This is a genomic window from Actinacidiphila rubida, from assembly GCF_900110255.1.
Classification (GTDB): Bacteria; Actinomycetota; Actinomycetes; order Streptomycetales; family Streptomycetaceae; genus Actinacidiphila; species Actinacidiphila rubida.
Map to the genome: position 1 here is coordinate 75365 of NZ_FODD01000026.1, position 26612 is coordinate 101976.

The window sequence follows — 26612 nt, forward strand, 5'->3', positions numbered from 1 at the left end:
AGTACGTGAACGAGGCCGAACGCCGGAGTGCCCGGCTCGCGTGATGCGGGCCGGGCACTCCGTCTCGGGTCGGGTCAGGCCGACGCGCCCCCGGGCTTGGGGGTGCTGGTCGGGATGACCGGGGTGTCGTAGGAAGGTGCCGACGGGTGTGCGGTGGCGCCCAGCTGGACGGTGGCCGTCGACGGGGTCCGGGAGGACGAGCCGGTGGCGGTCACGGAGTAGCGGCCGGGCCGGGTGCCGTGGGGCACCGCGACCGTAGCCTCGATGTCACCGGACGACGTCGCCGTCACGGTGACGGCCGCGGCGGAGCCGGTGGACAGCTTCACCGTCACCCGCTCCCCCGCCTTGAACCCGCTGCCGGTCAGGACGACCGACGTGCCGGACGCCGCCTTGGCGGTGACGGCCGGGGCCGCGGCCTGGCCCGCCACGGTCACCGTGAAGGTGACGGTGGCGCTGGACTGCGTGTCCCAGGTGGTGACGTGCACCGTGTAGGTGCCCGGCTGCTGGTACGTGTGCTGGCCGGCCAGGGCGCCGGAGGAGCCGACGGTGACGTCCTCGGGGACGCCGCCGTCACCCCACTGCACCCGGGCCTGGTAGCCGCCGTCGCCGGGGACGCCGCCGGTGACCGAACCGAGGTCCGCCGTCAGGGCGTTCCCGGCCGTCGCCGTCTGGGCCTTCGGCGCGGTCGCCGCCAGCGGGGCGACGGGCGTGCCGTCGTCGGCGATGGCGAACACGTGGATCCTGCCGACGGTGCCGGGGTCGCCGGTCTGCTTCGGCAGGGTGATGGAGACGAGCTTCTTGCCGTCCGGGATCTGGTACGGGGTGGTGGCGAGCAGGAACGGCTGCGCGCCGTCCTTGGACGCCCCGGCCAGCCGGTACGCGGACTTGGCCACGACGATGTTGCCGAAGGCCGGCGTGCCGTTGGCGTTGCCGCCCAGCGTCCAGTCGCTGAACTGGATCGGGAGGCTGTCCGTGCTGCCGTCGGCGAACGTCGCGGTGGCGGTGGTGCTCTGGTTGCCCTCCGTGCCGGTGCCGACGAAGGAGATGCTCTTCGCGTCGGACGGCAGGTCCAGCGCGATGGTGCTGCCGTTGCCGGTCGCGTCGTCGGGCGCACCCGGGGCGACCACCGGCAGGGTGAAGTGCAGGGACGTGCCCGGGACCTGCTCGGACGTGCCCTGCTTGACGCCGGCCGCGGCCAGCGCGGTGCGGGAGAACCCGTAGCCGACGGAGTCGCAGTCCGCCGCCAGCGACCCGTCGTCACCGATGCACGTGGTGTCGAACGCGGCGGTGAGGCCGGAGGCCGGGGCGTAGGAGACCTGGACGCCCACGGTCGTGGACGCCTGGCTCGTGCCGTCGGTCACCTGCACGCTCGCCTGGTAGTAGCCGGGCTTGGCGTAGGTGTGCGATCCGCTGACGCTGGACACGGCCCGCGAGCTCGGCGCGATCGTGCCGGCGGTGGCCGGCGTGCCGTCGCCCCAGTTGACGGTGGCCTGGTAGCCGCTCGCCGTGCCGCCGACGATCGTCGCCAGCGGCGCGGAGACCGCGACGCCCGACGTGGCGGGCACCGGGTCCTGCGCGGCGCTGACGCTGACCGCGCCGCCGCCCAGCTGGACGTCGCCGCCGGCCAGCAGCTCGACCTCGGCGAGGTTCGTCTGCGCCGCGCCCGCGGTCTTGGTCACCACGAGGCGGAACTGCCCGAAGCGGCCCGGGTTCTCGACGGTGAACGGCCGGGTCTGGTCGCGCCACGGGAACGTCTCGCCGCTGCGCGAGTCCACCGTCGTCCAGGTGATCCCGTCGTTCGAGCCCTGCAGCTTCCAGTCCTGCGGGTCACCGGCGGCCGCACCCGAGGTGAGGGTGTAGGTCGTCGGCGCCTGCTTGCCGCCCCGGTAGGCCCAGGTGACGGTCGGGGTGCCGGAGGCGAAGGTGACCTGCGTCGTCGACGAGTCGTCGAAGAGCTTCGAGGCGTCCTGGCCGCCGTCGGTGGTCGCGGTGCCGAGGCCCGGACCGGTGGTGTCCTGCAGCGGCTTGGGCACCGCCGCGCCCTTGGTGAGGGACGGCGGGGCGTCGTTGCTGCCGGTGCCCCACGTGGACGGCTTCGCGCCCATGCTGAAGTCGATCGTCCCGCCGTGCGCGAGCACGGACGAGTCGATGGACGTGGTGCGCTGCGTCTTGCCGTTGACCGTCACGCCCTGCACGTAGACGTTCTGCGTGCTGTTGCCGGGCGCGTTGACGACGATGTCGCCGGTGCTGCGGTGCACGGTCATCTGGGTGAACTGCGGCGAGCCGATGGCCCAGTTGGGCGAGCCGACCTGCAGCGGGTAGATGCCCAGCGAGCTGAGGATGTACCAGGACGACGTCTCGCCGTTGTCCTCGTCGCCCGCGTAGCCCTGGCCGATCTCGTCGCCCACATACAGGCGCTGCATGATCTCCCGGACGAGCGCCTGCGTCTTGGCGGGCGCGCCGGCGTAGTCGTACATGTACGGGATGTGGTGCGAGGGCTGGTTGCTCATGCCGAGCTGGCCCATGCGCACGGCCTGCGCCTCGACCATCTCGTGGATGGTGCCGCCGTAGCCGCCGGGGTGGTCGGCGTTCTCGGGCGTGGCGAAGAACTGGTCGAGCTTGTCCTCCAGGCCCTTCTGGCCGCCGTACAGGTTGGCCAGGCCCTGGCCGTCCTGCTGCGCGGTGAACGCGTAGTTCCAGCCGTCCGTCTCGGTGTAGACGCCGCCCCAGTCGAGCGGGTTGCCGGACAGGAAGTCGCCCTTGGCGGTGCGGCCCTGGAAGAACTTCGACTTGGGGTCGAAGAGGTTGACGTAGTCACGGGCGCGCTGCAGGAAGTACGCGGACTCCTCCTTCAGCCGGCCGACCTCGGACTTCGGCGTCTTCGGGTCCTTGGCCAGGGCCGCGCCCATGTTGCCGATGCCGTAGTCGCTGATGAAGCCCTCGAGCGCCCACGACACCGACTCGCCGGTGCTGGTGGGGGTGTAGCCGAGGAAGAGCGAGGACTCGATGCCCTTGCGGCCGACCTCGCTGCGCCCGGAGGCGACGGTGGCGTCCTTGACGATCGCGTCGTACGCGGAGAGCGGGTCGGGCAGCTTCACGCCGTTGAGGTACGCCTCGGCGAGCGCGTTGTCGGCGCTGGTGCCGGTCATCAGGTCGGCGTAGCCCGGGGACGACCAGCGGGCGATCCAGCCGCCGTCGCGGTACTGCTGGACGAAGCCGTCGGCGATCTTGGCGGCGACGTCCGGGTACAGCAGCGAGTACGCGGGCCACACCGTGCGGTAGGTGTCCCAGAACCCGTTGTTGACGTAGATCTGGCCGTCGACGAGCTTCGCGCCGGTCGCGGTCGCGGTGGACGCGCCGGTCGCCGGCGACACCGGGCTGGCGTACTGCCAGTGCGGCGCGGCCGCGGTACCGGTGTTCTCCGACTGCGAGTTCGGGTACAGGTTCAGCCGGTACAGGTTGGAGTACAGCGTCACCCGCTGGGTCTGGGTAGCGCCCTCCACGGAGATCCGGCCGAGGCGGTCGTTCCAGGCCGCGGTGGCCGCGGTGTGCACCTGGTCGAGACTGCGGCCGGTGACCTCGAGGTCCAGGTTCTTGCGCGCCTGGGCGGTCGAGATGAACGACGTCGCGATGCGCATCGTCACCTGCGAGTTCGACGAGGTGTCGAACGTCGCGGAGGTGGCGGTGGAGGCCGTCGGGGCGCGGTCGAACGCGCCGGAGACGAACATCCGGCTGCGGCCGGCGGACAGGCCGCTGCCGTTGTCGACCCACCCGGTGAACGTGCCGTCGGCAGCCAGGGTGAAGGTGCCGTTGAAGAACACCAGGCTGCCGGTGGACTGCCCGGCCGGGAAGCTGAACTGCATGATGCCGCCGTGGTCGGTCGGCGACATCTGCGCGACCAGGCCGTTCTGCAGCTTCACGCGGTAGTAGTCGGGCTGCGCGGTCTCGTCGGCGTGGCTGAACGCGAGGGCGCGGCTGCTCGGCGAGCCGGTGAGCGACCCGCCGGCCGGGACCGGCATGACCGACATCTGGTCGCGGTCGCCCATCCACGGGCTGGGCTCGTGCGAGATCGCGAGGCCCTGCAGCGTCGGCAGGTTCGCCGCGTTGTTGCCCTGCTGGTAGGAGTACTCCCACGAGTTGGACGACGCGTCGGTGACCGGCGTGAAGAAGTTGAAGCCGTTCGGCACCGCCGCGATCGGCAGGTTGTTGCCGCGCGAGAACGAGCCGGAGGCGTTGGTGCCGCGGCGCGTGTCCACGAAGTTGGTCAGGCTGGAGCCGTCGATCGGGGTGGGCGTCCCGGTGACGGTGAGGTCGTCGATCCAGCCCTGGAAGCGGGTCGCGGCCTTCGCCTTCGGGTCGTCGTACGACAGCAGGACGCGGTCGATCGTCTTGCCCGCGGCGACCTTGCCGATCTCGGACGACACGGCGTTCCACTGGTCGGCGTAGAGCACCTTCGACGCGCCCTGGCCGTCCGGCGTGAGGGCGTAGCCGTGCTGGTCGACCGGCTTCAGCGCGCTCAGGTACGTGCCGTCGGTGAAGTGCAGGTTCACGGCGGCGAACTGCGACGGGTACTGGGTGTCGCGGCCGGTGAACTCCGGGAAGATCTTGTACGACAGCTGGGTCTTCGGGCCGACCGGGATGTCGACGTCGAACAGCTTGTTGGTCGCGGACGACTCGCCGTCGGCCTGCGCGCCACCGGAGTACCGCAGCGAAGCGGTGCCGGTGAAGCCGGCGTTGGGCTTCATGTTGTAGCCGCTGACCGGGCCGGAGCCGGACTTGGTGACCATCGGCGTGGCCGGCGGCACGGTGGTGGTGCCGTCGCTGATGTCCCAGTCGGCGAGCTGGATGAGCGAGTCGCCGGAGTTCGCGGTGACGTTCAGCCGGTAGTACGGGTAGGCCGTGGTGTTGGTGAAGTCGTAGGTGTTGGTGGCGAAGCGGCCGCTGAAGGTCACGCCGGTCCGCTTGTCCAGGTCCACCCAGTCGGTGCCGTTGGCGGAGCCCTGGAGGGTGAAGTCCTTGGGGTCGCGGGTCGGCGAGTCGTTCGCGGAGGTCAGCGAGTACTTGACCACCGCGGCGGGCTTGGACAGCTGGTAGGCCGCCCAGCCGGTCGGGTTGAACGCGAGCCACTTGGTGGACGGGTTGCCGTCCTTGAGGTTCGCCGCGACCTCGCCGGGCGGGTTCTCGGCGCTGGCGGTCACCGCGGTGACCTGGCCGAGGAGGCTGCCGGACAGGCCGGAGGGGCTGGTGCCGCTCAGGTTCTTCTGCATCGGGTCGCCGTGCGCGTCGACCTCGACGGTGTTGGTGGCCGGCTGCGGGTCGGCCGACTCGAAGGAGGAGCTGAAACTGCCCGCCGCGGGTGCGGCGTTCGCCGGCGCGGCAAAGGCCGCCGGTGCGGCGGCGAGCGCCAGCACGGGCAGCGACAGTGCCGCTGTCGCACTCACCCACCGTCTCAGGGACAGGAGATGAGCAGGGGGATGTTCTGACACAGCAGTGTGCCTTTCGGTGGGAACGCCGTCGCGGCCGGGGAGAGAAATCCGCGCTAGCGTCACCCGCGTCGACAACGTTGTCAAGAGCCACGAAGCGAGAAGGTGCGGATGTTCCGGATGTGGCGCCCCGCCGCCTGGCGGCGGGGGGCCGCCCTTGCTCGTTCGGGCGCCTGCCGCGGCGGCGCGGCTTTCCGCTTCAACGGGCTGCGCCCGGGGCTTGGTTGGCTCGTGCCGCGGCGTCGTGGCTCGTCGCGCCAACGGGGTGCCGCGCGCTGCGCGGGGCTTGCTGGGTCTGCCTCCGGGGTGCCCCGCGCTGCGCGCTGCCGTCTGCCGCGCCGTCGTGGCTGGTCGCGTTGGGGGCACCTCCCGGCCGAAGGCTGGGGGACCCCGCGCCCCTGCGGGGCTCGTCCAGCCCCTTGCTCGCCATCGCCGTCCCACGGTTCGCCGTGGTCGCTCGCGCCAACGGGGTGCCCCCAGGGCTTGTCGGCCGCCTGCCGGCCGGTGGTGGTCTCGGCCTACGGGGTGCCCCCGGGGCTTGATCCGGCGTGTGCCGCGCCGTCGTGGCTTGTCGCGCAGTTCCCCGCGCCCCTGCGGCTTCTGGGCTGCCCCCGGGCCGCCATACCCGTCTGCCGCGCCGTCGTGGCTTGTCGCGCAGTTCCCCGCGCCCCTGGCGGTGCAGGTTCGTGGGTGGGGTCAGGGGCCACTCCGGGTGTGTCTCCTCGAACTGTGCGTGCACCGTTCTTCCGTGCCCTTACCCGGGCGGATGCACAGTTCTGCGGGGACACACCCGGATCGTCCCCCTCCGGCCCGTCCCCGTCTGCGGGAAGACAGAGCCTGGCCGTGTCCCATGTCCCCCGCCGCACGGTGGATCAGCGGGAGGGGGTGGGGAGGAAGTGCTCCCCGCAGAGAAATGTGCGCGGCCCCCGGGCAAGCCGATGGACGAACCCGTATGCACATTTCCGAGGAGACGCTTCCGGAGCGCCCCCGACCCCACGGACAAAGGGCACGCATATCAGGGGCGCGAGGAACTGCGCGAGCAACCACGACGAGACCGGCAGACGGCAGCGCGCAGCGCGGGGCACCCCGGAAGCCGTAGCCACCCACCGGCCGGTGGACGGCCGACAAGCCCCGGGCGCACCCCGGAAGCCGACCCAGCAAGCCCCGGGGGCACCCCGCCGTCGTCAGACGGCTACGCGGGCGTGGAGGTGGGAGTCGTGGCGGACGCCGTCGGGGGCGAGGAAGGAGCCGCGCATGGTGCCCTCCACGAGGAAGCCCGCACGCTCGGCGACCCGGCAGGATGCCACATTCGCGAGGGAGTGGTCCAGGCTGATCCGGTAGAGGCCGAGACCGCCCTCGGCGGGGGGCGAGAACGCCCACAGCGTGGCCGCGTCCAGCGCCCGCGCGGCGACGCCGCGGCCGCGGCCCGCGGGAGTGGTCCAGTACGCGGCGACGGCCTGGTCCGGCACGCGGCGGATGTCGCGCAGGCCGAGGTAGCCGAGCAGGGTGCCGTCGGCCGCGTCGGCGACGGCGAACGGCGCGACGCCGGAGGACCAGCCGGTGAGCCGGGGCAGCAGCCAGACGCGCCCGCGGTCGGCGGGCGCCGCGCCGGCGACGGCTGTGCCGGCGGCCCAGGACAGGATGGCCGGGTCGTTCATCGCCACGCCGACGGCCGCCTCGTCCGCCTCGGTGAACGGGCGCAGCAGCAGGTCACCGGCCTGGAGTGTGGTGGGTGTGATCTCGGAGCTGGGTATCCCGGATGCCATGGCCATAGCCTCGCACGAGGTCACCGCGCGACGCGCGGTTGATTCACCCGCGGGCGCGGGCGTGTCGCCTCGGGCCGGACCTGAGGCATCACCGATAGTCGCTTTGTACGACGATCCCGCCATTCGCACCGGTTCTTTCCCCGAGGAGCGCCGCGTGTTCACCCCTGGACCGGTCTCCGAGTCCGTCTCCGTGCCGGAGCAGGTCGCAGGGCCCGTCCCGGCCAGGCCGCACGGCCCCCGGCGGCGGATGCCCGGCAGGGACCGGGCCAGGTCCGCCGCCGCCGCGGCGGTCGCGTCGGGCCGCAGGGCGCTGCCGGCGGTCACCGCGTTCCTGGTGGCGCGGCTCGCGGGCGTCGCGGTGCTGACCCTGTGGGCACACCGGCGCGGCGGCCATCCGCGCGACCTGCTCGCCCTGAAGTGGGACGGGCTCTGGTACCACCGCATCGCGGAGTGGGGCTACGGCACCTTCATCCCGTCGTGGGAGGCCCCGGGCCTGCGCTACAGCGACCTGGCGTTCTTCCCGCTGTACCCGATGACGGTGCGGGCCGCCGACGCCGTGCTGCCCGGCGGCTCGGTGGCGTCCGCGCTCGCGGTCGCGTGGGCGGGGGCGCTGCTCGCGGCGTGGGGGATCTTCGCGGTCGTCGACCACTGCTACGGGCGGCGCACCGCAACCGCGCTGGTCGTGCTGTGGAGCCTGCTGCCGTACTCGATCGTGCTGTCGATGGCCTACACCGAGCCGGTGATGACGGCCCTGGCCGCCTGGGCGCTGTACGCGACGGTGACCCGGCACTGGCTGGCGGCGGGCGTGCTGAGCGTCCTCGCGGGCCTGTCGCGGCCGAACGCGGTCGCGGTGCCGGCCGCGGTGACGGCGGCGGTGCTCGCCGACGCCTGGCACCGGCGGCGCACCGGCCGGCGGCAGGAGCCGGGGGCGTGGTGCGCGGCGCTCGTGGCGCCCGCCGGGTGGTGCGGCTACCTCGCGTGGGTCGGCCTGCAGACGGGCAGCGGGACGCACGCGGCCCTGCACGGGTACTTCGAGGTGCAGAGCCGCTGGGGCTCGACCTTCGACTTCGGGCGCTACGCGCTGAAGTACGTCAGGCACCAGGTGCTGTTCCCCGACACGCTCTCCGCCTACATGGCGACGGTGCTGTGCTGCGGCGCGGTGCTGCTGCTGGCGCTGGCGGTGCTGGACCGGATGCCGCTGCCGCTGCTGGTCTACTCGGCCGTCCTGGTGGTGATCGCGCTGGGCGGGGCGAACTTCTTCTCCTGCAAGCCGCGCTTCCTGCTGCCCGCGTTCCCGCTGCTCGTGCCCTGCGCGGCGGGGCTCGCCGGGGCCCGGCCGCGCGCCGCCGCCTTGGCGGTGGTCACGCTGGCCGGTGTGTCCCTCGGCTACGGCGCCTACCTGCTGACCGTGGTCACCGTGCCGCTGTAGCGGCGGGCACGGTCAGGACGGGCCGGTGCCGGACGGTTCAGGACTCGGTCTCGCCCGCGTCGCCCTCACCGTCGTCGCCCTCGGCGTCCTTCTCCAGGCCGAGGGTCTCGCCGACCCACTGGTCGAACTCGATCGACGCGCGGACCCAGCTGACGGTGCTGGACACGAAGTGCTCCAGGCTGACGCCGAGGCCGATGATGGTCTGGGCCTCGCCGATCAGGCGGACGGAGCCGTCGTCGTGCGTGTGGGTGTAGACCTTGGGCCACAGGGTGCGGCGGTTCCAGTCGTCGATGACCTCGTGCAGCTGCGGCTTGTCGTCGACGCTGTAGGCACGCTCGTAGAAGGTGCGGACGGCGAAGACCGCCTGCTCCCCCTCCCCGCGGAACATGAAGTAGGTGCGGAACTCCTCCCACGGAGCCGCCAGGTCGCCTTCCTCGTCGACCAGGTACTTCAGCTCCATCTGGTCCAGCAGCTGCTTGACCAGCTCCTGGTCGGGGATGACCACGCTGCCGGTGGGTCCGGTCTGCTCGGGATCCTGGCCCCCGAAACTGGGAATCGAGGACGGGTCGATGCTCACGGTGAAGGTCCCTTCGTGACGTCTCCCAGCCATCCTCCCTCATCCCGGGGCACACATGGCAACCCCGGCAGGTTCGCGCTGCGCGTACCTGCCGGGGTTGCGGCCGCGGCCCCCGTGGGGCCGCGGGTCACGCCGGTGTCACTTGGTGAGGTCCGGCGCGGTCACCGGCCCCACGATCAGGCCGTCCTCGGCCCGGTCGACGCCGACGGTCTGGCCGTCCAGCACCTCGCCGGAGAGGATCTCGCGGGCCAGCGGGTCGCCGATCGCGGTCTGCACCAGGCGGCGCAGCGGCCGGGCGCCGTACGCCGGGTCGTTGCCCTCCTCCGCGAGCCAGTCCAGCGCGGCGTCGGTGACCCGCAGCGTCAGCCTGCGGTCCCTCAGCCGCTCGGCCAGCCGGTCGGTCTGGAGCCGGGCGATGCGGCGCAGCTGGTCCTTGTCCAGCGCGGTGAAGACGACGATGTCGTCCAGCCGGTTCAGGAACTCCGGCTTGAAGGACGCCCGCACCGTGGACAGCACGCTCGCCCTCTTCTGCTCCTCGTCCAGCCCCGGGTCCACCAGGTACTGGCTGCCGAGGTTGGAGGTGAGGATCAGGATGACGTTGCGGAAGTCGACCGTGCGGCCCTGGCCGTCGGTGAGCCGGCCGTCGTCCAGCACCTGGAGCAGGACGTCGAAGACCTCGGGGTGCGCCTTCTCCACCTCGTCGAGAAGCACCACGCTGTACGGGCGGCGCCGCACGGCCTCGGTGAGCTGGCCGCCCTCCTCGTAGCCCACGTACCCGGGGGGCGCACCGACCAGGCGGGCGACCGAGTGCTTCTCGCCGTACTCGCTCATGTCGATGCGGACCATCGCCCGCTCGTCGTCGAAGAGGAAGTCCGCGAGCGCCTTGGCCAGCTCGGTCTTGCCGACGCCGGTGGGGCCGAGGAAGAGGAACGAGCCGGTGGGACGGTCGGGGTCGGCGATGCCGGAGCGCGAGCGGCGGACGGCGTCGGACACCGCGCGCACGGCCTCGCTCTGGCCGATCAGCCGCCTGCCGAGCTCGTCCTCCATCCGCAGCAGCTTCTGGGTCTCGCCCTCCAGCAGCCGCCCGGCGGGGATTCCGGTCCAGGCGGCGACGACGTCGGCGATGTCGTCGGGCCCGACCTCCTCCTTGACCATCTTCTCGCCGGCGCCCCTGGTCTTGGCCTCCTGCTCCTCGCGGGTGGCCTCCTCCAGCTCCTCCTCCAGCTTCGGCTTCTCCGCGTAGAGCAGCTTGGACGCGGTCTCGAAGTCGCCGTCGCGCTGGGCCCGCTCGATGCGGGTGTCGATGTCGTCCAGCCGTTCCTTGAGCTCGCCGACCCGGTTGAGGCCCTGCTTCTCCTTCTCCCAGCGGGCGGTCAGGCCGCGCAGTTCCTCCTCGCGGTCCGCGAGGTCCTTGCGGAGCTTGTCCAGGCGCTGCACCGAGCCGGGGTCGGTCTCGTTCTTGAGGGCCATCTCCTCCATGCGCAGCCGGTCGACGGAGCGCTGCAGCTCGTCGATCTCGACGGGCGAGGAGTCGATCTCCATGCGCAGCCGCGACGCGGACTCGTCGACCAGGTCGATGGCCTTGTCGGGCAGGAAGCGGGAGGTGATGTAGCGGTCGGACAGGGTCGCTGCGGCCACCAGCGCGGAGTCCGCGATCTGCACCTTGTGGTGCGCCTCGTAGCGGCCCTTGAGGCCGCGCAGGATGGCCACGGTGTCCTCGACGGTGGGCTCGGCGACCAGCACCTGCTGGAAGCGCCGCTCCAGCGCCGGGTCCTTCTCGATCCGCTCGCGGTACTCGTCGAGCGTCGTGGCGCCGACCATCCGCAGCTCGCCGCGGGCCAGCATCGGCTTGAGCATGTTGCCGGCGTCCATCGCGGAGTCGCCGCCGGCGCCCGCGCCGACGACGGTGTGCAGCTCGTCGATGAAGGTGATGATCCGGCCGTCGCTGTCCTTGATCTCCGACAGCACGGCCTTCAGCCGCTCCTCGAACTCGCCGCGGTACTTCGCGCCCGCGACCATCGCGCCGAGGTCGAGCGAGACCAGCCGCTTGTTGCGCAGCGACTCGGGGACGTCCCCCTTGACGATGCGCTGCGCCAGGCCCTCGACGACGGCGGTCTTGCCGACGCCGGGCTCGCCGATCAGCACCGGATTGTTCTTGGTGCGCCGGGAGAGCACCTGGACGACCCGGCGGATCTCCTGGTCGCGCCCGATCACCGGGTCGAGCCGGCCCTCGCGGGCCGCAGCGGTGAAGTCGGTGCCGTACTTCTCCAGCGCCTTGTACGTGCCCTCCGGGTCCTGGCTGGTCACCCGCTGGCCTCCCCGAGCCGTCTCGAAGGCGGCCAGCAGCTTCTTGCCGCTGGCGCCCTCCCTGTTCAGCAGTTCGCCGGCCGGGCCGCCCTTGACGGCGATGCCGATGAGGAGGTGCTCGGTGGAAAGGTAGGCGTCACCGAGTTCCTTCGCCCGCTGGTCGGCGTCGGCGAGTACCGCGAGCATGTCACGGTTGGCCTGCGGCGGCGCCACCGTGGAGCCCTGCACCTTCGGCAGGGTCTCGACCAGCCGCTCGGCGTCGGCGCGGACGGCGGCCGGGTCGGCGCCGGTCCCCGCCAGCAGGTCGAGCACGTTCTCGTTGTCCGCGCCGCTCAGCAGGGCGAGCAGCAGGTGGGCGGGTGTCAGATCCGGGTTGCCCTCGGATACGGCCCGGCTGCTGGCGGCGTTGATCGCCTCGCGGCTCTTGTTGGTCAGCTCGGCGTCCACGGGCGTGGTGACCTCCCTCTCCTGGCTAAACCTGCTCGAAGCAACATGAAGCAAGTTGAGTCTATTCCACTCAAGGTGGTGAAGGCACCCGCGGACACGCATTCCGCGGCGGGCGAACCCCCGGCGACCCCCGGCGGACCCCCGGCGGACCCCCGAACCACCGGCCGGCCCCGCTCACGGACCGCGACCGGACGGTGGCCGAGGATGACGGGTGGACCTTGGCGGAACCGCGGGCCGGTGCCAGAATGCGGACCTCAACCCCGCTGGGGACGGCCGTAGTTGCGCAGAGGGTCCCATGGAGCGCGCCACGCGTGCCATGGACCCGCGGGAAGGTGCTCCATGGACACAGCGCACCCGGCACCCGGTCCGGCGGGCGCGGGCCCCGGCCCGGCGGCCCGCCCGATGGACCCGGCCGGAACGGCGGTGCAGGCCGAGGCCGCCGCCCTGCGGGAGACCGCGGCCGCCTGCCCGGTGACGCTGCCCGGAGGGGTACCGGGAATGATCGTCACCCGGCACCGCGAGCTGCGCGAGTTCCTGGCCGATCCGCGGGTCGCCAAGAACGCCCGGCACTTCGGCGCCCACCAGCGCGGCGAGCTCCCCGAGCAGTGGCAGCTCAATGCGTTCGCGCTGGTCAGAGGAATGACGACGGCCGACGGCGACGATCACAGGCGGCTGCGCGGCCTGGCCGCGAAGGCGTTCACCCCGCGCCGGGTGGCCGCGCTCCGCCCCTGGATCGAGCGGCTCACCGGCGACCTGATCGCCGCCCTGCCCGGACGGCGGGACGCCGGCGGTGTGGTCGACCTGCGCCGCTGGTTCGCCTACCCGCTGCCGATGGGCGTGATCAGCGAACTGCTGGGCGTCGACGCGGTCCACCGCGACCGGCTGCACGGCCTCACCCACCGGCTGGTGAGCACGTCCAGCACGGCGGCCGACGCGATGGCCACGCAGGCCGGCATCCACGAGGTGCTGGCGCAGGTGGTCGCCGCCCGCCGGGCGACCCCCGGCGACGACCTGACCAGCGCGCTCATCGCCGCCCGCGGCGACGCACCCGCCGGCGCTCACGGGGACGACGGGGCGCGTGACGGGTCCGGGGACGGGTCCGGGTCCGGGGACGGGTCCGGGGACGGCGCCGAACGCCTCGACGACGCCGAGCTGACCGGCACCCTGCTGCTGATGATCGTCGCCGGCCACGAGACGACCCTGAACCTGATCACCAACGCGGTCCGGGCGCTCAGCGCGCACCCCGAGCAACTCGGCCCGGTGCTGCGCGGCGAGACCGGCTGGGACGCGGTGGTCGAGGAGACGCTGCGCTGGGACAGCCCCGTCGCCAACTTCCCGTTCCGCTACCCGACGGCGGACATCGAGGTCGACGGCGTCACCGTCCCGCGGGGCACGCCCGTGCTGGCCGGGTACGCGGCGGCCGGCCGCGACCCGCGCGAGTACGGCCCGGACGCCGGCCGGTTCGACGTCACCCGGCCCGCCAACCGCCACCTCGCCTTCGGCCACGGCGCGCACTACTGCCTGGGCGCGCCGCTGGCCCGCCTGGAGGCGGTGATCGCGCTGCGCGAACTTTTCGCGGCGTATCCGCGGCTGCGGGTGGCGGTGCCCGAAGACGCGCTGCCGCCGCTGCCGGGCTTCATCGGCAACAGCGTCGCCGCGCTGCCCGTCACCCTGGAGTGAACGCATCGGACCGCCCGGCCCGGGGCCGCCCGCGGCTCGGCTACGGTCGTGCCATGGCGCCCCGCGACCCCCGCTCCCCCGAACCCGGCTACCTCGCCTTCTGGCGTGAGCGCCACCTGTGCACGCTCACCACGCACCGGCCCGACGGCAGCCCGCACGTCGTGCCGGTCGGCGTCACGTACGACCCGGAGGCCGGTCTCGCGCGGGTCATCACCAGCGGCCGCAGCGCGAAGGCCGCGCATGTGCGGGCGGCCGGGCCCGGCGGTGCGCGGGTCGCGGTCTGCCAGGTGGAGCGCGCCACGTGGGCGACGCTGGAGGGGCTGGCCACGGTCTCCGAGGACCCGGAGCGGGTCGCGGACGCGGTCCGCCGCTACGCCGAGCGCTACGGCCGCACGCCCTCGCCCAACCCCGAGCGGATCGTCATCGAGATCGCGCTGACCCGGGCGATGGGCAACGCGGGCAGGCCGCCGGCCCAGCCGCGCTAGCCCCTGACGGGTCCCGTGCCCCGGGCCCGAACCCCGTCTACGCGGCGGTCTGCAGCACCTTGCCGAGGAACCCGTCGAGGTTGCGGCGGGTGCGGGCGATCTGCTCGTCGAGGGTGAGCGTCTCCTCCAGGCGCTTGGCCAGCGCCGACGTCTTCCTGCCGCGGACGTACAGCGAGCACGCGAGGTCCGCGCACATGTACAGCGCGACGGTGTTGCCCTGCCGCCCGGCCGGCCCGGCCAGCGGTGCCGCGAGCAGGTCCACCCCGCCTCCCGAGTGCCCGGTCAGGCACAACCCGCACAGGCTGCTGCGCAGCAGGTTGCGCCGCGCCCCGGGTGCCACCCGCAGCGTCAGCCCGACCGGCTCGCCGCCGTCCACCGGGCCGCCCGGGCCGGTGGCGCTGACCAGGTAGGCGCGGTCCGGCGCCCCGGCGTCCCGCCACCCGAGGAAGTCCAGGTCCCCCCACGGCAGCTCCGCCAGGCCCCGCGGCATGCTCAGCCGCTTGGCCTCGCCCTTGGAGCAGTTGACGAACGAGCCGCGGATCTCGGCTTCTGTGAGGGGGTCCATGCCCGCGACGCTACCCGGCACGCGGCCCGCCAGTCGCCCGGTTTTCCGCCCGCCGGTGACCCGGTCCGCCGCCCGCCGGGCCGGGCGCCCACCTGCCACGGTGCGACACCCGTCCGCAACCCGTTCGCCCACTGTTCGCCGAACTCTCAGTCCGGCAGCGTTACTTCTTCGCGTCCGGCGGTTCTGATCGGTGGTGATCAGCTCCGCTCAGGACCGAGGGAACCGCCGAACCGATCGAACCGGCCGATCGAACCGATCGCACCGATCGCACCGATCGAGAAGCTGCACGGAAGAGGGACTCATGAACAGAGCCAAGGGCGGCCCCCGCGCGGGCACCCGCACCGCGCTGGCCGTCGCCGTCGCGCTGGCCGCCGTGACACCCGTCGCGTTCGAGGCCGCGGCGGCGCAGGCGGCCGACGCCGGACCAGCGGCGGGACCCGTGCCGGCGCAGTGGACGACGCAGGACGTCGCGCCCGGCGTCCAGGTGCGGACCGGGACGCTGCGGAACGCGGCGGCGGCCCCGTCGTGGACGGTGACGGTGAAGGTGCCGTCCACCAGCCGGCTGACCGGCGCGCCGGTGGACGTCGAGGTGGGCGGCGCGGACTGGGTGCGGGACACCACCGCGAAGCTGCAGGCCGCCGGCTACCAGCCGCGCGTGGAGACCGTGGAGTGGCCCGGCTACGCCGACACCCCGCACGGCGTGATGGGCCGGCGGGTGCGGATCGGCACGTTCGCCACCCAGGCCGCCGCGCAGGGCACCGCCTCGGCGGTGGCCGCCGCCGGCTTCCACACCGCGGTGGAGTGGACCGGCTACGACGCCGAGCAGCCGGCCGACGTGGAGAACATCCACGTCGCGGTCGTCGACCCGCACACGTTCTCGGGCACGATCGCCGGAACCCACGACGGCAACGTGGCGCAGCGCGAGACGACGTCCTCGGTCGCGGCGAAGCTGGGCTCCCTGGTCGGCGTCAACGCCGGTTTCTTCGTCACCTCCAACGCCGACGGCGTGCAGGGCACCCAGTCCGGGATCGCCGCCTACGACGGCGAGCTGGAGTCGATGGCGGCCGGCTCGCGGGCCGCCCTGGTCGTCGGCGACGGCGGGCGGCACATCCGGGTCGCGGACCTGACGAGCACCGTCACCGCCCGCGCGGGCGCGGCCCGTTACGCGGTGCAGGGCATCAACCGGGTGCCGGGCACCGTGCGGGACTGCGGGCGCCCCGGCGCCACGCCCAGCTCCCTGCCGTGGCAGGACGTCACCTGCCACGAGACGGACGACCTGGTGCTGTTCACCCCGGCGTTCGGCGCGGCCCTGCCGACGGGCGCGGGAGTGCAGGCGGTCCTCGACGCGCGGGGCCGCGTGGTGGCGACGGGCGCGCGCGGCGGGAGCGTCCCGGCCGGCGGCTCGGTGCTGCAGGGCATCGGCACCGCGGCGGACTGGCTGACCGCGCACGCGGTGCCGGGCGCGCGGGTGGACGTCGACGAGGCCGTCCGCGACACCGAGGGCCGCCGCGTCCCGCTGGGTCCGGGCGACAGCATCGTCAGCGCGGCTCCCACGCTGGTCAAGGACGGCCGGGTCGACATCGACGCGGCCACCGAGGGCACCGTCGACCCGCAGGACCTGTCGTTCGGCTACGCCTGGGCGAACGTGCGCCAGCCGCGCACCATGGCCGGCGTCGACGCCCGCGGCCGGCTGCTGCTGGTCACCGTGGACGGGCGGCTCACCGGCGGCAGCGAGGGCTTCACCATCGCCGAGGCGGCCGCCTTCATGCGCTCGCTCGGCGCGGTCCAGGCCCTCAACCTGGACGGCGGCGGCTCCACCGCGATGGCGGTGAACGGCGTGCTGGTCAACCGCACCTCCGACGCGACCGGCGAGCGGGCGGTCGGCGACACCCTCCAGGTCCTGCCGTAGTCTCCGCACGCCCGCCGGCCTCCGGCACGCGCGACGGCGGACGGCCCGCCACCCCGTGAAGGGTGGCGGGCCGTCCGCCGTAAGGAAGCGGGTGACGCGGACGACACCGACGGCTCAGCCGTGAGGGCCGTGAGCGCGGTCTCAGCCGTCGCGCTTGGGCCGCCAGACCACCAGCGCGCTGGTGTGCTGGACGTCCTGGTACGGGACCAGGTCGCGGCGGTACGAGGCGTGGACCGCCGCCTCGCGCTGCTGGATGACGGCGGCGGCGCCCTCGACGGCGGCGGTCAGCTCGGCGACCCGGGACTGCAGGGCCGCGACCTGGTTCTCCAGCTCGATGATCCGCTTGATGCCGGCCAGGTTGATGCCCTCGTCCTGCGACAGCCGCTGCACCTCGCGCAGCTGCTCGATGTCGCGGGCCGAGTAGCGGCGGCCGCGGCCGGCCGCGCGGTCCGGGGAGACCAGCCCGAGGCGGTCGTACTGCCGCAGGGTCTGCGGGTGCAGCCCGGACAGCTCGGCCGCCACCGAGATGACGTAGACCGGGGTCTCCTCGGTCAGCTGGTAGGGATTGCGGCCGGGCCGGGGACCGCGCCCCGGACCGGCGCCCATGCCGCCGTCGATGCCCATAGCGTCATGCTCCCTTCGCGGCCTTGAACAGTTCGGCCCGCGGGTCGTGGCCCGCGGTGGCCTCCCGGTAGGACTCCAGGGCGTCCAGCGCCTTGCCCTCGGTCGTGTCGGGCACGGCCACCTCGACGGTGACCAGCAGGTCGCCCCGCGAACCGTCCTTGCGCACGGCGCCCTTGCCGCGGGCGCGCAGCGTCCGGCCGTTGGGAGTGCCGGCCGGCAGCTTCAGGGTGACCGGGGGCCCGCCCAGGGTGGGCACCTTGATCTCGCCGCCGAGGGCGGCCTCCACGAAGCTGACCGGGACGGTCACCGTCAGGTTGGCGTCCTTGCGGCCGAACACCGCGTGGCGCCCGACGTGCACGACCACGTACAGGTCGCCGGCCGGGCCGCCGCGCTCGCCGGGAGCGCCCTTGCCGCGCAGCCGGATCCGCTGCCCGTCCGTGACGCCGGCCGGGATGCGGACCTGCATGGTGCGCGAACTCTTCGCCCGTCCGCTGCCGTTGCAGACCTCGCAGGGGTTCTCCGCGATCAGGCCGCGGCCCTTGCAGTCCACGCACGGGTCGGTGAGCGAGAAGCCGCCACCGCCGCCGCGCGAGACCTGACCGGTGCCGACGCAGGTCGGGCACACCCGGGGCGTGCCGTTCTTGTCGCCGGTGCCCGAACACGCCTTGCACGCCGCCGAACTGGACATCCGCAGCGGGACGGTGGCCCCGTCGACGGCCTCGGTGAAGCTGAGCGTCACCTCGGACTCGATGTCCTGGCCGCGGCGCGGCTGCACGCGGGTGCCGGTGCCGCGGTTGAACAGCCCGCCGAACACGTCGCCCAGGCCGCCGCCGAAGCCGCCGCCCTGGCCGCCACCGGTCGGGGTGGTGCCGCCGGCGCCGCCGAACAGGTCGCCCAGGTCGAAGTTGAAGCCGCCGGTGCCGCCCGCGCCCGGACCCGGGCGGAAGCCGCCGTTGCCGAACAGGGCGCGGCCCTCGTCGTACTCCTTGCGCCGCTTGGTGTCCGAGAGCACGTCGTTGGCCTCGGAGATCTCCTTGAAGCGCTCCTCGGCCTTGGCGTCGCCCTTGTTGGCGTCCGGGTGGAACTCCCGGGCGAGCTTGCGGTAGGCCTTCTTGATCTCCGCGTCGGTGGCGTCCTTCGGAACGCCGAGAACCTTGTACAGGTCCTTTTCGAGCAGATCCCTGCTGATGCTCATCGCCGACGTCCCTCCTCTCCGTCACCCCTGCCGGGCCGGGGCCGCTCGCGCAGCCCCGGCCCGAATCCGTCAGCCCTGGTCCGGGCCACCGTTCTCCTCGCCGTCCGCATTCTGGTCGTCAGCGTCCTCCTTCGCCTGGCTGCCGGGCTGCGGTTCGGCGACCGCGACCCGCGCCGGGCGCAGATTGCGCTCCCCGATGCGGTACCCGGGCTGGAGGATCTGCACGCATGTCGTCTGCGTGACATCCGGCGAGTAACTGTGCATCAGGGCCTCGTGCACCAGCGGGTCGAAGGGCTCGCCCTCCTTGCCGAACTGCTGCAGCCCCAGCTTCGCCGCGACCGTCTCCAGCGATTCCGCCACCGACTTGAACCCGCCGACCAGCTCGCCGTGCTCGCGGGCCCGGCCGATGTCGTCCAGGACCGGCAGCAGCTCGGTGAGCAGGTTGGCGATCGCGATCTCCTTGACCGCCACCCGGTCCCGCTCCACCCTGCGGCGGTAGTTCTGGTACTCGGCCTGGAGGCGCTGGACGTCCGCGGTGCGCTCGTTGAGCGCGGTACGCACCTGGTCCAGCTGTGCCCTGACGGCCGCCAGCTCCTTGGCCGCACCCGGCTGCTCGGCGCCCTGGCCGCCGCTGCCGGCCTTGTCGGCGGATGCGGCGTCCTTGGCGTCCTCGTCCTCCGGCTGCGTGGCCTCAGAGGGGACCTCGGGCTCCTCGAAGCCCTTCGGTTCCTCCGTCACGCGGCACCGTCCCTCTTGCCGTTCTCGTCGTCCACGATCTCGGCGTCGACGACGTCGTCGTCGGCCGCGGCCTGCTCGGCACCCGGCTCACCGGCGCCCGCGCCGGCCGCGCCGCCGTCGGCCTGGGCGTTGGCGTAGAGCGCCTGGCCCAGCTTCTGGCTGGTGGCGGCGACCTTCTCGGTCGCCTCGCGGATCGCGGCGGTGTTGCCGTCGTCCGTGGACTCGTTCTTCAGCTTCTCCTTGAGGTCCGCGATCGCGGTCTCGACCTCGCCCTTCACGTCCTCAGGAAGCTTGTCCTGGTTGTCCGCGATGAACTTCTCGGTCTGGTAGACGAGCTGCTCGCCCTGGTTGCGGGTCTCGGCGGCCTCGCGGCGGCGGTGGTCCTCCTCCGCGTACTGCTCGGCCTCCTGCCGCATGCGGTCGACCTCGTCCTTGGGCAGAGACGAACCGCCGGTGACGGTCATCTTCTGCTCCTTGCCCGTGCCCAGGTCCTTCGCGGTCACGTGCATGATGCCGTTGGCGTCGATGTCGAACGCGACCTCGATCTGGGGCATGCCGCGCGGGGCCGGCGGCAGACCGGTCAGCTCGAACATCCCGAGCTTCTTGTTGTACGCGGCGATCTCGCGCTCGCCCTGGTAGACCTGGATCTGCACCGACGGCTGGTTGTCCTCGGCGGTGGTGAAGATCTCGGAGCGCTTGGTCGGGATCGTGGTGTTGCGCTCGATCAGCTTGGTCATGATGCCGCCCTTGGTCTCGATACCGAGGGACAGCGGGGTGACGTCGAGCAGCAGGACGTCCTTGACCTCGCCCTTGAGCACACCGGCCTGCAGGGACGCGCCGATGGCGACGACCTCGTCCGGGTTGACGCCCTTGTTGGCCTCCTTGCCGCCGGTCAGCTCGCGGACGAGCTCGGCGACGGCGGGCATGCGGGTGGAGCCGCCGACCAGGACCACGTGGTCGATCTCGGACAGCTGGATGCCGGCGTCCTTGATGACGTTGTGGAAGGGGGTCTTGCAGCGCTCCAGCAGGTCCGCGGTGAGCTGCTGGAACTGGGCGCGCGTCAGGCGCTCGTCCAGGTGCAGCGGGCCCTCGGCGGACGCCGTGATGTAGGGCAGGTTGATCGAGGTCTCGGTGGACGAGGACAGCTCGATCTTCGCCTTCTCCGCCGCCTCACGCAGGCGCTGGAGGGCCATCTTGTCCCTGCCCAGGTCCACGCCGTGGCCGGACTGGAACTGCTTGACCAGGTAGTCGACGACGCGCTGGTCCCAGTCGTCGCCACCGAGGTGGTTGTCGCCGTTGGTCGCCTTGACCTCGACCACGCCGTCGCCGATCTCCAGCAGCGACACGTCGAAGGTGCCGCCGCCGAGGTCGAAGACCAGGATCGTCTGGTCGTCCTTGTCCAGACCGTAGGCCAGCGCGGCCGCGGTCGGCTCGTTGACGATGCGCAGCACGTTCAGGCCGGCGATCTCGCCGGCCTCCTTCGTGGCCTGGCGCTCGGAGTCGTTGAAGTACGCGGGGACGGTGATCACCGCGTCGGTGACCTTCTCGCCCAGGTACGACTCGGCGTCCCGCTTCAGCTTCTGCAGGATGAACGCGGAGATCTGCTGCGGGTTGAAGTCCTTGCCGTCGAGGTTGATCTTCCAGTCGGTGCCCATGTGGCGCTTGACCGACCGGATGGTCCTGTCGACGTTGGTGACGGCCTGGCGCTTGGCGACCTCGCCGACCAGCACCTCGCCGTTCTTCGCGAAGGCGACGACGGACGGCGTGGTCCTGGCGCCCTCTGCGTTGGTGATGACGGTGGGCTCGCCGCCTTCGAGAACGCTGACGACGGAGTTAGTCGTGCCCAGGTCGATGCCGACCGCACGTGCCATGGTGAATCCTCCAGCTGACCTGACTTGAGTGAATCTGGCTCAAGAGTGCACGACGAGAGATCGGCTGTCAACAGAGGTGAGTCTCAGCGACTCAACTTTGCGGCGCCTCACTCGCGCACCTCGGGGTCCCGGCCCCTGCGGTGCCGTCCCCGCGGCTACCCCCGCCACCCCTCCCCGCGCTTTCCCCGAGTTCCTGTTGGTCCTCTTGGTCCTCTTGTTCCTCTTTCTCTGCGCAACGAAGGGGACCTTCCGGATGTTTCAGGATCTCCGCGGCACCTTGGACGGGCCGGTCCTCGCGTACCGCGGTGAACAGCCGCCCGGCGTCTGGCTCACGCACCGCACCCCGGCCCCCGACCGGGACCGAGCGCACCACCAGGCCGTCCTGCGGCAGCTCGCGCAGGTTCCCGGCCAGCTCGTACAGCGCGGGCAGCGAGCTGAGGCCGGGGTCCGCGGTGATCGAGGACGTCGCCGAATCGAGGAAGCCGTACAGCTTCTTCGGGTGCGCCAGCGTCCGCGGTCCGCCGCGCGCCTCGGCGGCGAGCGCCCGCAGCAGCGCGGCGCTGCGGTCGGCCGGCGGCCCGCCGACCGCGGCGGAGATGCGCTGGAACCCGTCCATGTCCACCACCAGGTGGTGGTCCACCCGGATGCCGCTGAGCCGCTCGAAGGCGCGGATCGTGCAGGCCGCGCCGCCGCCGCGGAAGGCCGCGCCGAAGGTCTCGTCGGCCCCCGCCCCCGGCCCGGCCCCAGCCCCCACTCCTCCGCCCACCGGCGCTTCCCGCCGGGTGCCGGCGGGCCGCGGCGCGCAGTCCGGGACGCTCACCCGCAGCTCGCGCGGCACCCCGATGGCCGCCGCGCGCTGCCGGTCGGCCGACAGGTGCAGCAGCACCGCCGAGTCCGCGCCGCCGCCCGTCGTGCCGTCCGCGCCCATCACCAGGATGTTGCGGGCCCCCGGCACCAGCGAGCGCGGCCGCTCCGCGGCGTACCGGCTGAGCACCTGTTCGGCGGCACGGTCCGTCCTGATGTTGCCGCTGAACTTGCGGTAGGCGGCCCACCCCACTCCGGCGGCGACGACCAGCACCAGCCCGGCGCCGATCGCCGTCCAGCGCAGCACCGCGCGCATCTCCGGTTCACCTCCCGCGACCGTCGCAAACCGTTGTCCGTTGCCTCCATGTTTGTCACGATGAGAGGACCTTCAACCGCGTCCGCGGCGGGCGGGCCGGCACCCGCCCGCACCCCGCATCCGCCCTGGCCGCCGGGACGTGCGGCGCGCGACACAGATCACCAGCAGTGCGGCTTTATGGGGCCGGGAATCCCGGGTAACCTCAGCCGAGACCGGAGTAAGTTACCGCTTAGTACGTTCCCGAGCGGACTTCCCGAGCAGACATCCCGAACAGACACCGTCCGTCCCCGCCGCGCAGGCCCGAGGAGCCCCCATGCAACTCGCCGCGATCATCGTGTCGCTGGTCCTCACCGCGGTCGGCGTCGCGCTCATCAGCCTCGCCGTCCTGCAGATCTACCGGAACATCCGGATCGGCCAGCCGGTGCTCCAGGGCACCCGCACGAACGAGCCCCGCGCGCGCACCCTGACGCTGGCCCGCGAGTTCGTGGCCCACACGCGGATGAACAAGTGGGGCGTCATCGGCGTCGCCCACTGGTTCGTGGCGGTCGGCTTCCTGACCCTGGGCCTGACGATCCTCAACGCCTACGGGCAGCTCTTCAAGGCCGACTGGATCCTGCCGGTCATCGGCACCTGGCTGCCGTACGAGGTCTACACCGAGCTCATCACCGCGCTCACCACCGTCGGCATCATCACGCTCATCGTGATCCGGCTGCTCAACCTGCCCTCGCGGGCCGGCCGCAAGTCGCGCTTCGCCGGCTCCACGGCCTGGCAGGCGTACTTCGTCGAGTACGTCGTGCTGGTCATCGGCCTGGCGATCCTGACGCTGCGCGGCCTGGAGGGCGCCCTGCACGGCGTCGACCACTACGAGGCCGGCTACTTCGTCTCGTACCCGCTGGTCGCCGGCTTCCGCGGCCTGAGCACCGGCACGCTGCAGAACCTCGTCTACCTCACCGCGATGATCAAGCTCTCGGTGACGATGATCTGGGCGATCGTGCTCGGCCTGAACACCACGATGAGCGTCGCCTGGCACCGCTTCCTGGCGTTCCCCAACATCTGGTTCAAGCGCGACGCCGCCGGCGAGGTCGCGCTCGGCGCCCTGCAGCCCATGGCCAGCGGCGGCGTCCCCATCGACTTCGAGGACCCGGGAGAGGACGACCAGTTCGGCGTCTCCCAGGTCGAGCACTTCACCTGGAAGGGCATCCTCGACTTCTCCACCTGCACCGAGTGCGGCCGCTGCCAGTCGCAGTGCCCCGCCTGGAACACGGGCAAGCCGCTCTCCCCGAAGCTGCTCATCATGTCGCTGCGCGACCACGCGCACGCCAAGGCGCCGTACCTGCTGGCCGGCGGCGGCAAGGACGCCGAGGGCGCGGAGAAGGGCACCGAGGAGCAGCTGGCCGGCGTGCCCGCGGCCGCGCTCGCCGAGGCCGAGCGCCCGCTGATCGGCACCGCCGAGGAGAACGGCGTCATCGACCCCGACGTGCTGTGGTCCTGCACCACGTGCGGCGCCTGCGTCGAGCAGTGCCCGGTGGACATCGAGCACGTCGACCACATCGTCGACATGCGCCGCTACCAGGTGATGATCGAGAGCGCGTTCCCGTCCGAGGCCGGGACGATGCTCAAGAACCTGGAGAAGAAGGGCAACCCCTGGGGCCTGCCCAAGAAGCAGCGGCTGGCCTGGGCCAAGGAGGTCGACTTCGAGGTGCCGGTCGTCGGCGAGGACATCGAGGACCTCACCGAGGTGGAGTACCTCTACTGGGTCGGCTGCGCCGGCTCCCTGGAGGACCGCGCCAAGAAGACCACCAAGGCGTTCGCCGAACTGCTGCACATCGCGGGCGTGAAGTTCGCGATCATGGGCGGTGAGGAGAACTGCACCGGTGACTCCGCCCGCCGCCTGGGCAACGAGTTCCTGTTCCAGCAGCTCGGCGCCGAGAACGTCGCGATGCTGAACATGGCGTTCGGCGAGGATGACGAGGACGCCTCGACGAAGAAGCCCAAGGCGTCCAAGAAGATCGTCGCGACCTGCCCGCACTGCTTCAACACGATCTCCAACGAGTACCCGCAGCTCGGCGGCGAGTACGAGGTCATCCACCACACGCAGCTGCTGCAGCACCTGGTGGACGAGGGCCGGCTCGTCCCGGTCACCCCGGTCGAGGGCCTGATCACCTACCACGACCCGTGCTACCTGGGCCGTCACAACAAGGTCTACACGCCGCCGCGCGACATCATCGCGAAGGTGCCGGGCCTGCGGAACGAGGAGATGCACCGCCACAAGGAGCGCGGCTTCTGCTGCGGTGCCGGCGGCGCCCGGATGTGGATGGAGGAGCGGATCGGCAAGCGCATCAACAACGAGCGCGTCGACGAGGCCCTGTCCCTCAACCCGGACATCGTCTCCACCGCGTGCCCGTTCTGCCTGGTGATGCTCTCCGACTCCGTCAACGGCAAGAAGAACGAGGGCACCGCGAAGGAGAGCCTGCAGGTCGTGGACGTCGCCCAGTTGCTGCTGGACTCCGTCAGGACCGGGCCGGGCGACCCGGTGGACGTCGCCGAGGAGGAGCCCGCGGGCACGGCGTGACGCCGGCGGCGGCGCTGCTTCGGGGCCGCGCCGCCAGTACCAGAGGGTGCCGAAGGGCATCTGAGGGCGCCTGAGAGCACCTGAGAGCACCTGATGAGGGGCGGCACCTCCCGCGCGGGGGGGGTGCCGCCCCTCCCGTGTGTCCCACGTGTCACAGGTTGGCAGCAAAGGCCCCGGGCCCCACATCTCCCGGTACGGGCACCGGAATCAGCGGGTACGTTCGAAGGGTGGCTGGATTCTCGAACCGACAGGGCAGGCGCGGCCGGCACCCGCAGGGCGGGGGCCAAGGCGCTCCGCACGCCGGGCAGGGGTACCCGGGGTACCCCGCCGGACACCCCGGCGCATCCGGGTACTCCGGCGCGTCGGGCCGCTCCGGCTCCCCCGCGTACGACGGCTCCGGCCAGGCGGGCGCGGGCCAGGCGGGCGCGGGCCAGGCGGCACCGCACTACGACGACGCCCCGGGCCACACACGGGCGTTCACCCTGGGCGAGCCGACGCCGCTGGCCGGCGCGGCCGGGGCGGGCGCGGCTCCCGGCGGCGGGTACGACCCGTACACGTCCTACGGGGACGGCGGGTACGACAACGTGGCGACCTACCGGGCCGGCCAGTCCGCCGCACCGCCGGCAGGACCGCGACTGCACTGGAAGGACCTGCTGCGCGGCATCGTGCTGCGCCCCGGCCGCACCTTCTGGCAGATGCGTGACCACACGGTGTGGGGCCCCGCGCTCATCGTCACGTTCCTCTACGGGCTCGTCGCCGTCTTCGGCTTCGACGCCGCCCGCAGCGACATCCTCAGCGCCACGCTGTCCACCAGCATCCCGTGGGTGCTGACGACGGGCGTCGCCGTGGTGCTGTGCGGCCTCATGCTCGGCACGGTCACCAACACCCTGGCCCGCCAGATGGGCGGCGACGGTGCCTGGGGGCCCACGATCGGCCTCGCGATGCTGATCACGACGCTCACCGACGCCCCGCGCCTGCTGTTCGCCCTCTTCCTCGGCGGCGGCAACGGCTTCGTCCAACTCGTCGGCTGGGCCACCTGGTTCGCCTGCGGCGCGCTGCTGACGTCGATGGTCGCCAAGTCCCACGACCTGCCGTGGCCGAAGGCGCTGGGCGCGTCCGCGATCCAACTGGTGGCGCTGCTGATGCTGTTCAAGCTGCCGCTGATCTGATCCGGGGGACGGGCGGGCCGGGCGCGGGAGTCGGGGGCCGGGAGTCGGGAGTCGGGAGTCGGGGGCCGGGTCCGAGGCCGCGATCCCGCGGCAGGACGTCAGGAACGTACAAGACGCGGGTGCGGGTCGGCGGCGAGATTCGTGGCATGACCACCGAGCACACCGAGCACATCGAACGCGCCGAACGCACCGAAGCCGTCGCCGTCACCGAAAGGGCCGAAGGCACCGAGAGCACCGGAGCAGCCCCCGTCCGCTTCGACACCAAGATCGCCGTCCTGCTGCGGGACGACCTGGCCCTCTGGCAGAAGCTGAACGCGACCGCGTTCCTGGTCAGTGGACTGGGCTCCACGCTGCCCGAGGTGATCGGCCGGCCCTACGAGGACGCCGACGGGACGCCGTACCAGGCGATGTTCCGGCAGCCCGTGCTCGTCTTCGAGGGCTCGAAGGAGACGCTGCAACGGGCCCTGGACCGGACGCTGTCCCGGGCCCTGCCGCGCGCGGTGTTCACCGCGGACCTGTTCTCCACGGGCCACGACGCCGACAACCGGGCGGCGGTGAAGGCCGTTCCGCGCGCCGACCTCGATCTCGTCGGGCTGGCCGTGTACGGGCCGCGCAACGCCGTGGACAAGGTGCTCAAGGGCGCGCGGATGCACCCCTGACGCCGTCGTGCCGCGG

General features: G+C 72.5%; 17 protein-coding genes. 7 read left to right on the forward strand and 10 right to left on the reverse strand.

The genetic code is table 11. The features are described from left to right. Window positions 1-74: 74 nt before the first annotated feature. Both BMW99_RS24980 and BMW99_RS24985 read right to left on the reverse strand, forming a co-directional pair. Window positions 75-5267 (reverse strand): GH92 family glycosyl hydrolase, encoded by a 5193-nt coding sequence (locus BMW99_RS24980; RefSeq protein ID WP_407640317.1) that lies wholly within the window; start codon window positions 5265-5267, stop codon window positions 75-77. A 1400-nt stretch (window positions 5268-6667) separates the two neighbouring features. Beyond that, the gene (locus BMW99_RS24985; protein ID WP_245791617.1) at window positions 6668-7249 is read right to left on the reverse strand and encodes a GNAT family N-acetyltransferase; all 582 of its coding nucleotides are present in this window, start codon (window positions 7247-7249) and stop codon (window positions 6668-6670) included. A 154-nt stretch (window positions 7250-7403) separates the two neighbouring features. Here BMW99_RS24985 and BMW99_RS24990 point away from each other — a divergent pair, with 154 nt between their 5' ends. Continuing rightward, complete coding sequence (locus BMW99_RS24990) at window positions 7404-8678, forward strand: glycosyltransferase family 39 protein (protein ID WP_075017582.1); 1275 nt, start codon at window positions 7404-7406, stop codon at window positions 8676-8678. Window positions 8679-8715: 37 nt separating this feature from the next. Here BMW99_RS24990 and BMW99_RS24995 read toward each other — a convergent pair whose 3' ends face one another. Both BMW99_RS24995 and clpB read right to left on the reverse strand, forming a co-directional pair. Then, a complete protein-coding gene (locus BMW99_RS24995; RefSeq protein ID WP_069466859.1) occupies window positions 8716-9255 on the reverse strand; it encodes a type III secretion system chaperone family protein in 540 nt (179 codons plus the stop codon). Between the two features lie 138 nt (window positions 9256-9393). Beyond that, window positions 9394-12009 carry an ATP-dependent chaperone ClpB gene (clpB, locus tag BMW99_RS25000; protein WP_075017584.1) on the reverse strand — a complete coding sequence of 872 codons (2616 nt, stop codon included), beginning with the start codon at window positions 12007-12009 and terminating at the stop codon, window positions 9394-9396. 402 nt (window positions 12010-12411) lie between these two features. On the opposite strand from clpB, the gene BMW99_RS25005 reads away from it, so the two are divergent. Both BMW99_RS25005 and BMW99_RS25010 read left to right on the forward strand, forming a co-directional pair. Continuing rightward, window positions 12412-13689 carry a cytochrome P450 family protein gene (locus tag BMW99_RS25005; RefSeq protein WP_075017604.1) on the forward strand — a complete coding sequence of 426 codons (1278 nt, stop codon included), beginning with the start codon at window positions 12412-12414 and terminating at the stop codon, window positions 13687-13689. A gap of 53 nt (window positions 13690-13742) precedes the next feature. Further along, the gene (locus BMW99_RS25010; protein WP_075017585.1) at window positions 13743-14174 is read left to right on the forward strand and encodes a pyridoxamine 5'-phosphate oxidase family protein; all 432 of its coding nucleotides are present in this window, start codon (window positions 13743-13745) and stop codon (window positions 14172-14174) included. 37 nt (window positions 14175-14211) lie between these two features. On the opposite strand, the gene BMW99_RS25015 is transcribed toward BMW99_RS25010, so the two are convergent. Then, the gene (locus tag BMW99_RS25015; RefSeq protein ID WP_069467200.1) at window positions 14212-14739 is read right to left on the reverse strand and encodes an FBP domain-containing protein; all 528 of its coding nucleotides are present in this window, start codon (window positions 14737-14739) and stop codon (window positions 14212-14214) included. Between the two features lie 301 nt (window positions 14740-15040). Here BMW99_RS25015 and BMW99_RS25020 point away from each other — a divergent pair, with 301 nt between their 5' ends. After that, a complete protein-coding gene (locus BMW99_RS25020) occupies window positions 15041-16648 on the forward strand; it encodes a phosphodiester glycosidase family protein (protein WP_069467199.1) in 1608 nt (535 codons plus the stop codon). A gap of 141 nt (window positions 16649-16789) precedes the next feature. Here BMW99_RS25020 and BMW99_RS25025 read toward each other — a convergent pair whose 3' ends face one another. The 5 genes from BMW99_RS25025 to BMW99_RS25045 all read right to left on the reverse strand — a co-directional run bounded on the left by BMW99_RS25025 (window position 16790) and on the right by BMW99_RS25045 (window position 22196). Further along, the gene (locus tag BMW99_RS25025; protein ID WP_069467054.1) at window positions 16790-17272 is read right to left on the reverse strand and encodes a heat shock protein transcriptional repressor HspR; all 483 of its coding nucleotides are present in this window, start codon (window positions 17270-17272) and stop codon (window positions 16790-16792) included. A gap of 4 nt (window positions 17273-17276) precedes the next feature. Then, window positions 17277-18467: a molecular chaperone DnaJ gene (dnaJ, locus tag BMW99_RS25030; protein ID WP_069467055.1), complete on the reverse strand. Its 1191-nt coding sequence runs from the start codon at window positions 18465-18467 to the stop codon at window positions 17277-17279. A gap of 69 nt (window positions 18468-18536) precedes the next feature. Further along, window positions 18537-19205: a nucleotide exchange factor GrpE gene (grpE, locus tag BMW99_RS25035; protein ID WP_069467056.1), complete on the reverse strand. Its 669-nt coding sequence runs from the start codon at window positions 19203-19205 to the stop codon at window positions 18537-18539. Continuing rightward, complete coding sequence (dnaK, locus tag BMW99_RS25040) at window positions 19202-21076, reverse strand: molecular chaperone DnaK (RefSeq protein WP_075017586.1); 1875 nt, start codon at window positions 21074-21076, stop codon at window positions 19202-19204. The genes grpE and dnaK overlap by 4 nt, the downstream gene beginning before the upstream one ends. A 91-nt stretch (window positions 21077-21167) precedes the next feature. Then, the gene (locus tag BMW99_RS25045) at window positions 21168-22196 is read right to left on the reverse strand and encodes an LCP family glycopolymer transferase (RefSeq protein WP_075017587.1); all 1029 of its coding nucleotides are present in this window, start codon (window positions 22194-22196) and stop codon (window positions 21168-21170) included. A 313-nt stretch (window positions 22197-22509) separates the two neighbouring features. On the opposite strand from BMW99_RS25045, the gene BMW99_RS25050 reads away from it, so the two are divergent. The 3 genes from BMW99_RS25050 (at window position 22510) to BMW99_RS25060 (ending at window position 26596) form a co-directional block, all read left to right on the forward strand. After that, entirely contained in the window at window positions 22510-24768 is a 2259-nt protein-coding gene (locus tag BMW99_RS25050) for a (Fe-S)-binding protein (RefSeq protein WP_075017588.1), read from the forward strand. 227 nt (window positions 24769-24995) lie between these two features. Continuing rightward, window positions 24996-25937 carry a Yip1 family protein gene (locus tag BMW99_RS25055; protein WP_075017589.1) on the forward strand — a complete coding sequence of 314 codons (942 nt, stop codon included), beginning with the start codon at window positions 24996-24998 and terminating at the stop codon, window positions 25935-25937. A 146-nt stretch (window positions 25938-26083) separates the two neighbouring features. Beyond that, complete coding sequence (locus tag BMW99_RS25060; RefSeq protein ID WP_079139123.1) at window positions 26084-26596, forward strand: DUF2000 domain-containing protein; 513 nt, start codon at window positions 26084-26086, stop codon at window positions 26594-26596. Window positions 26597-26612: the final 16 nt, after the last annotated feature.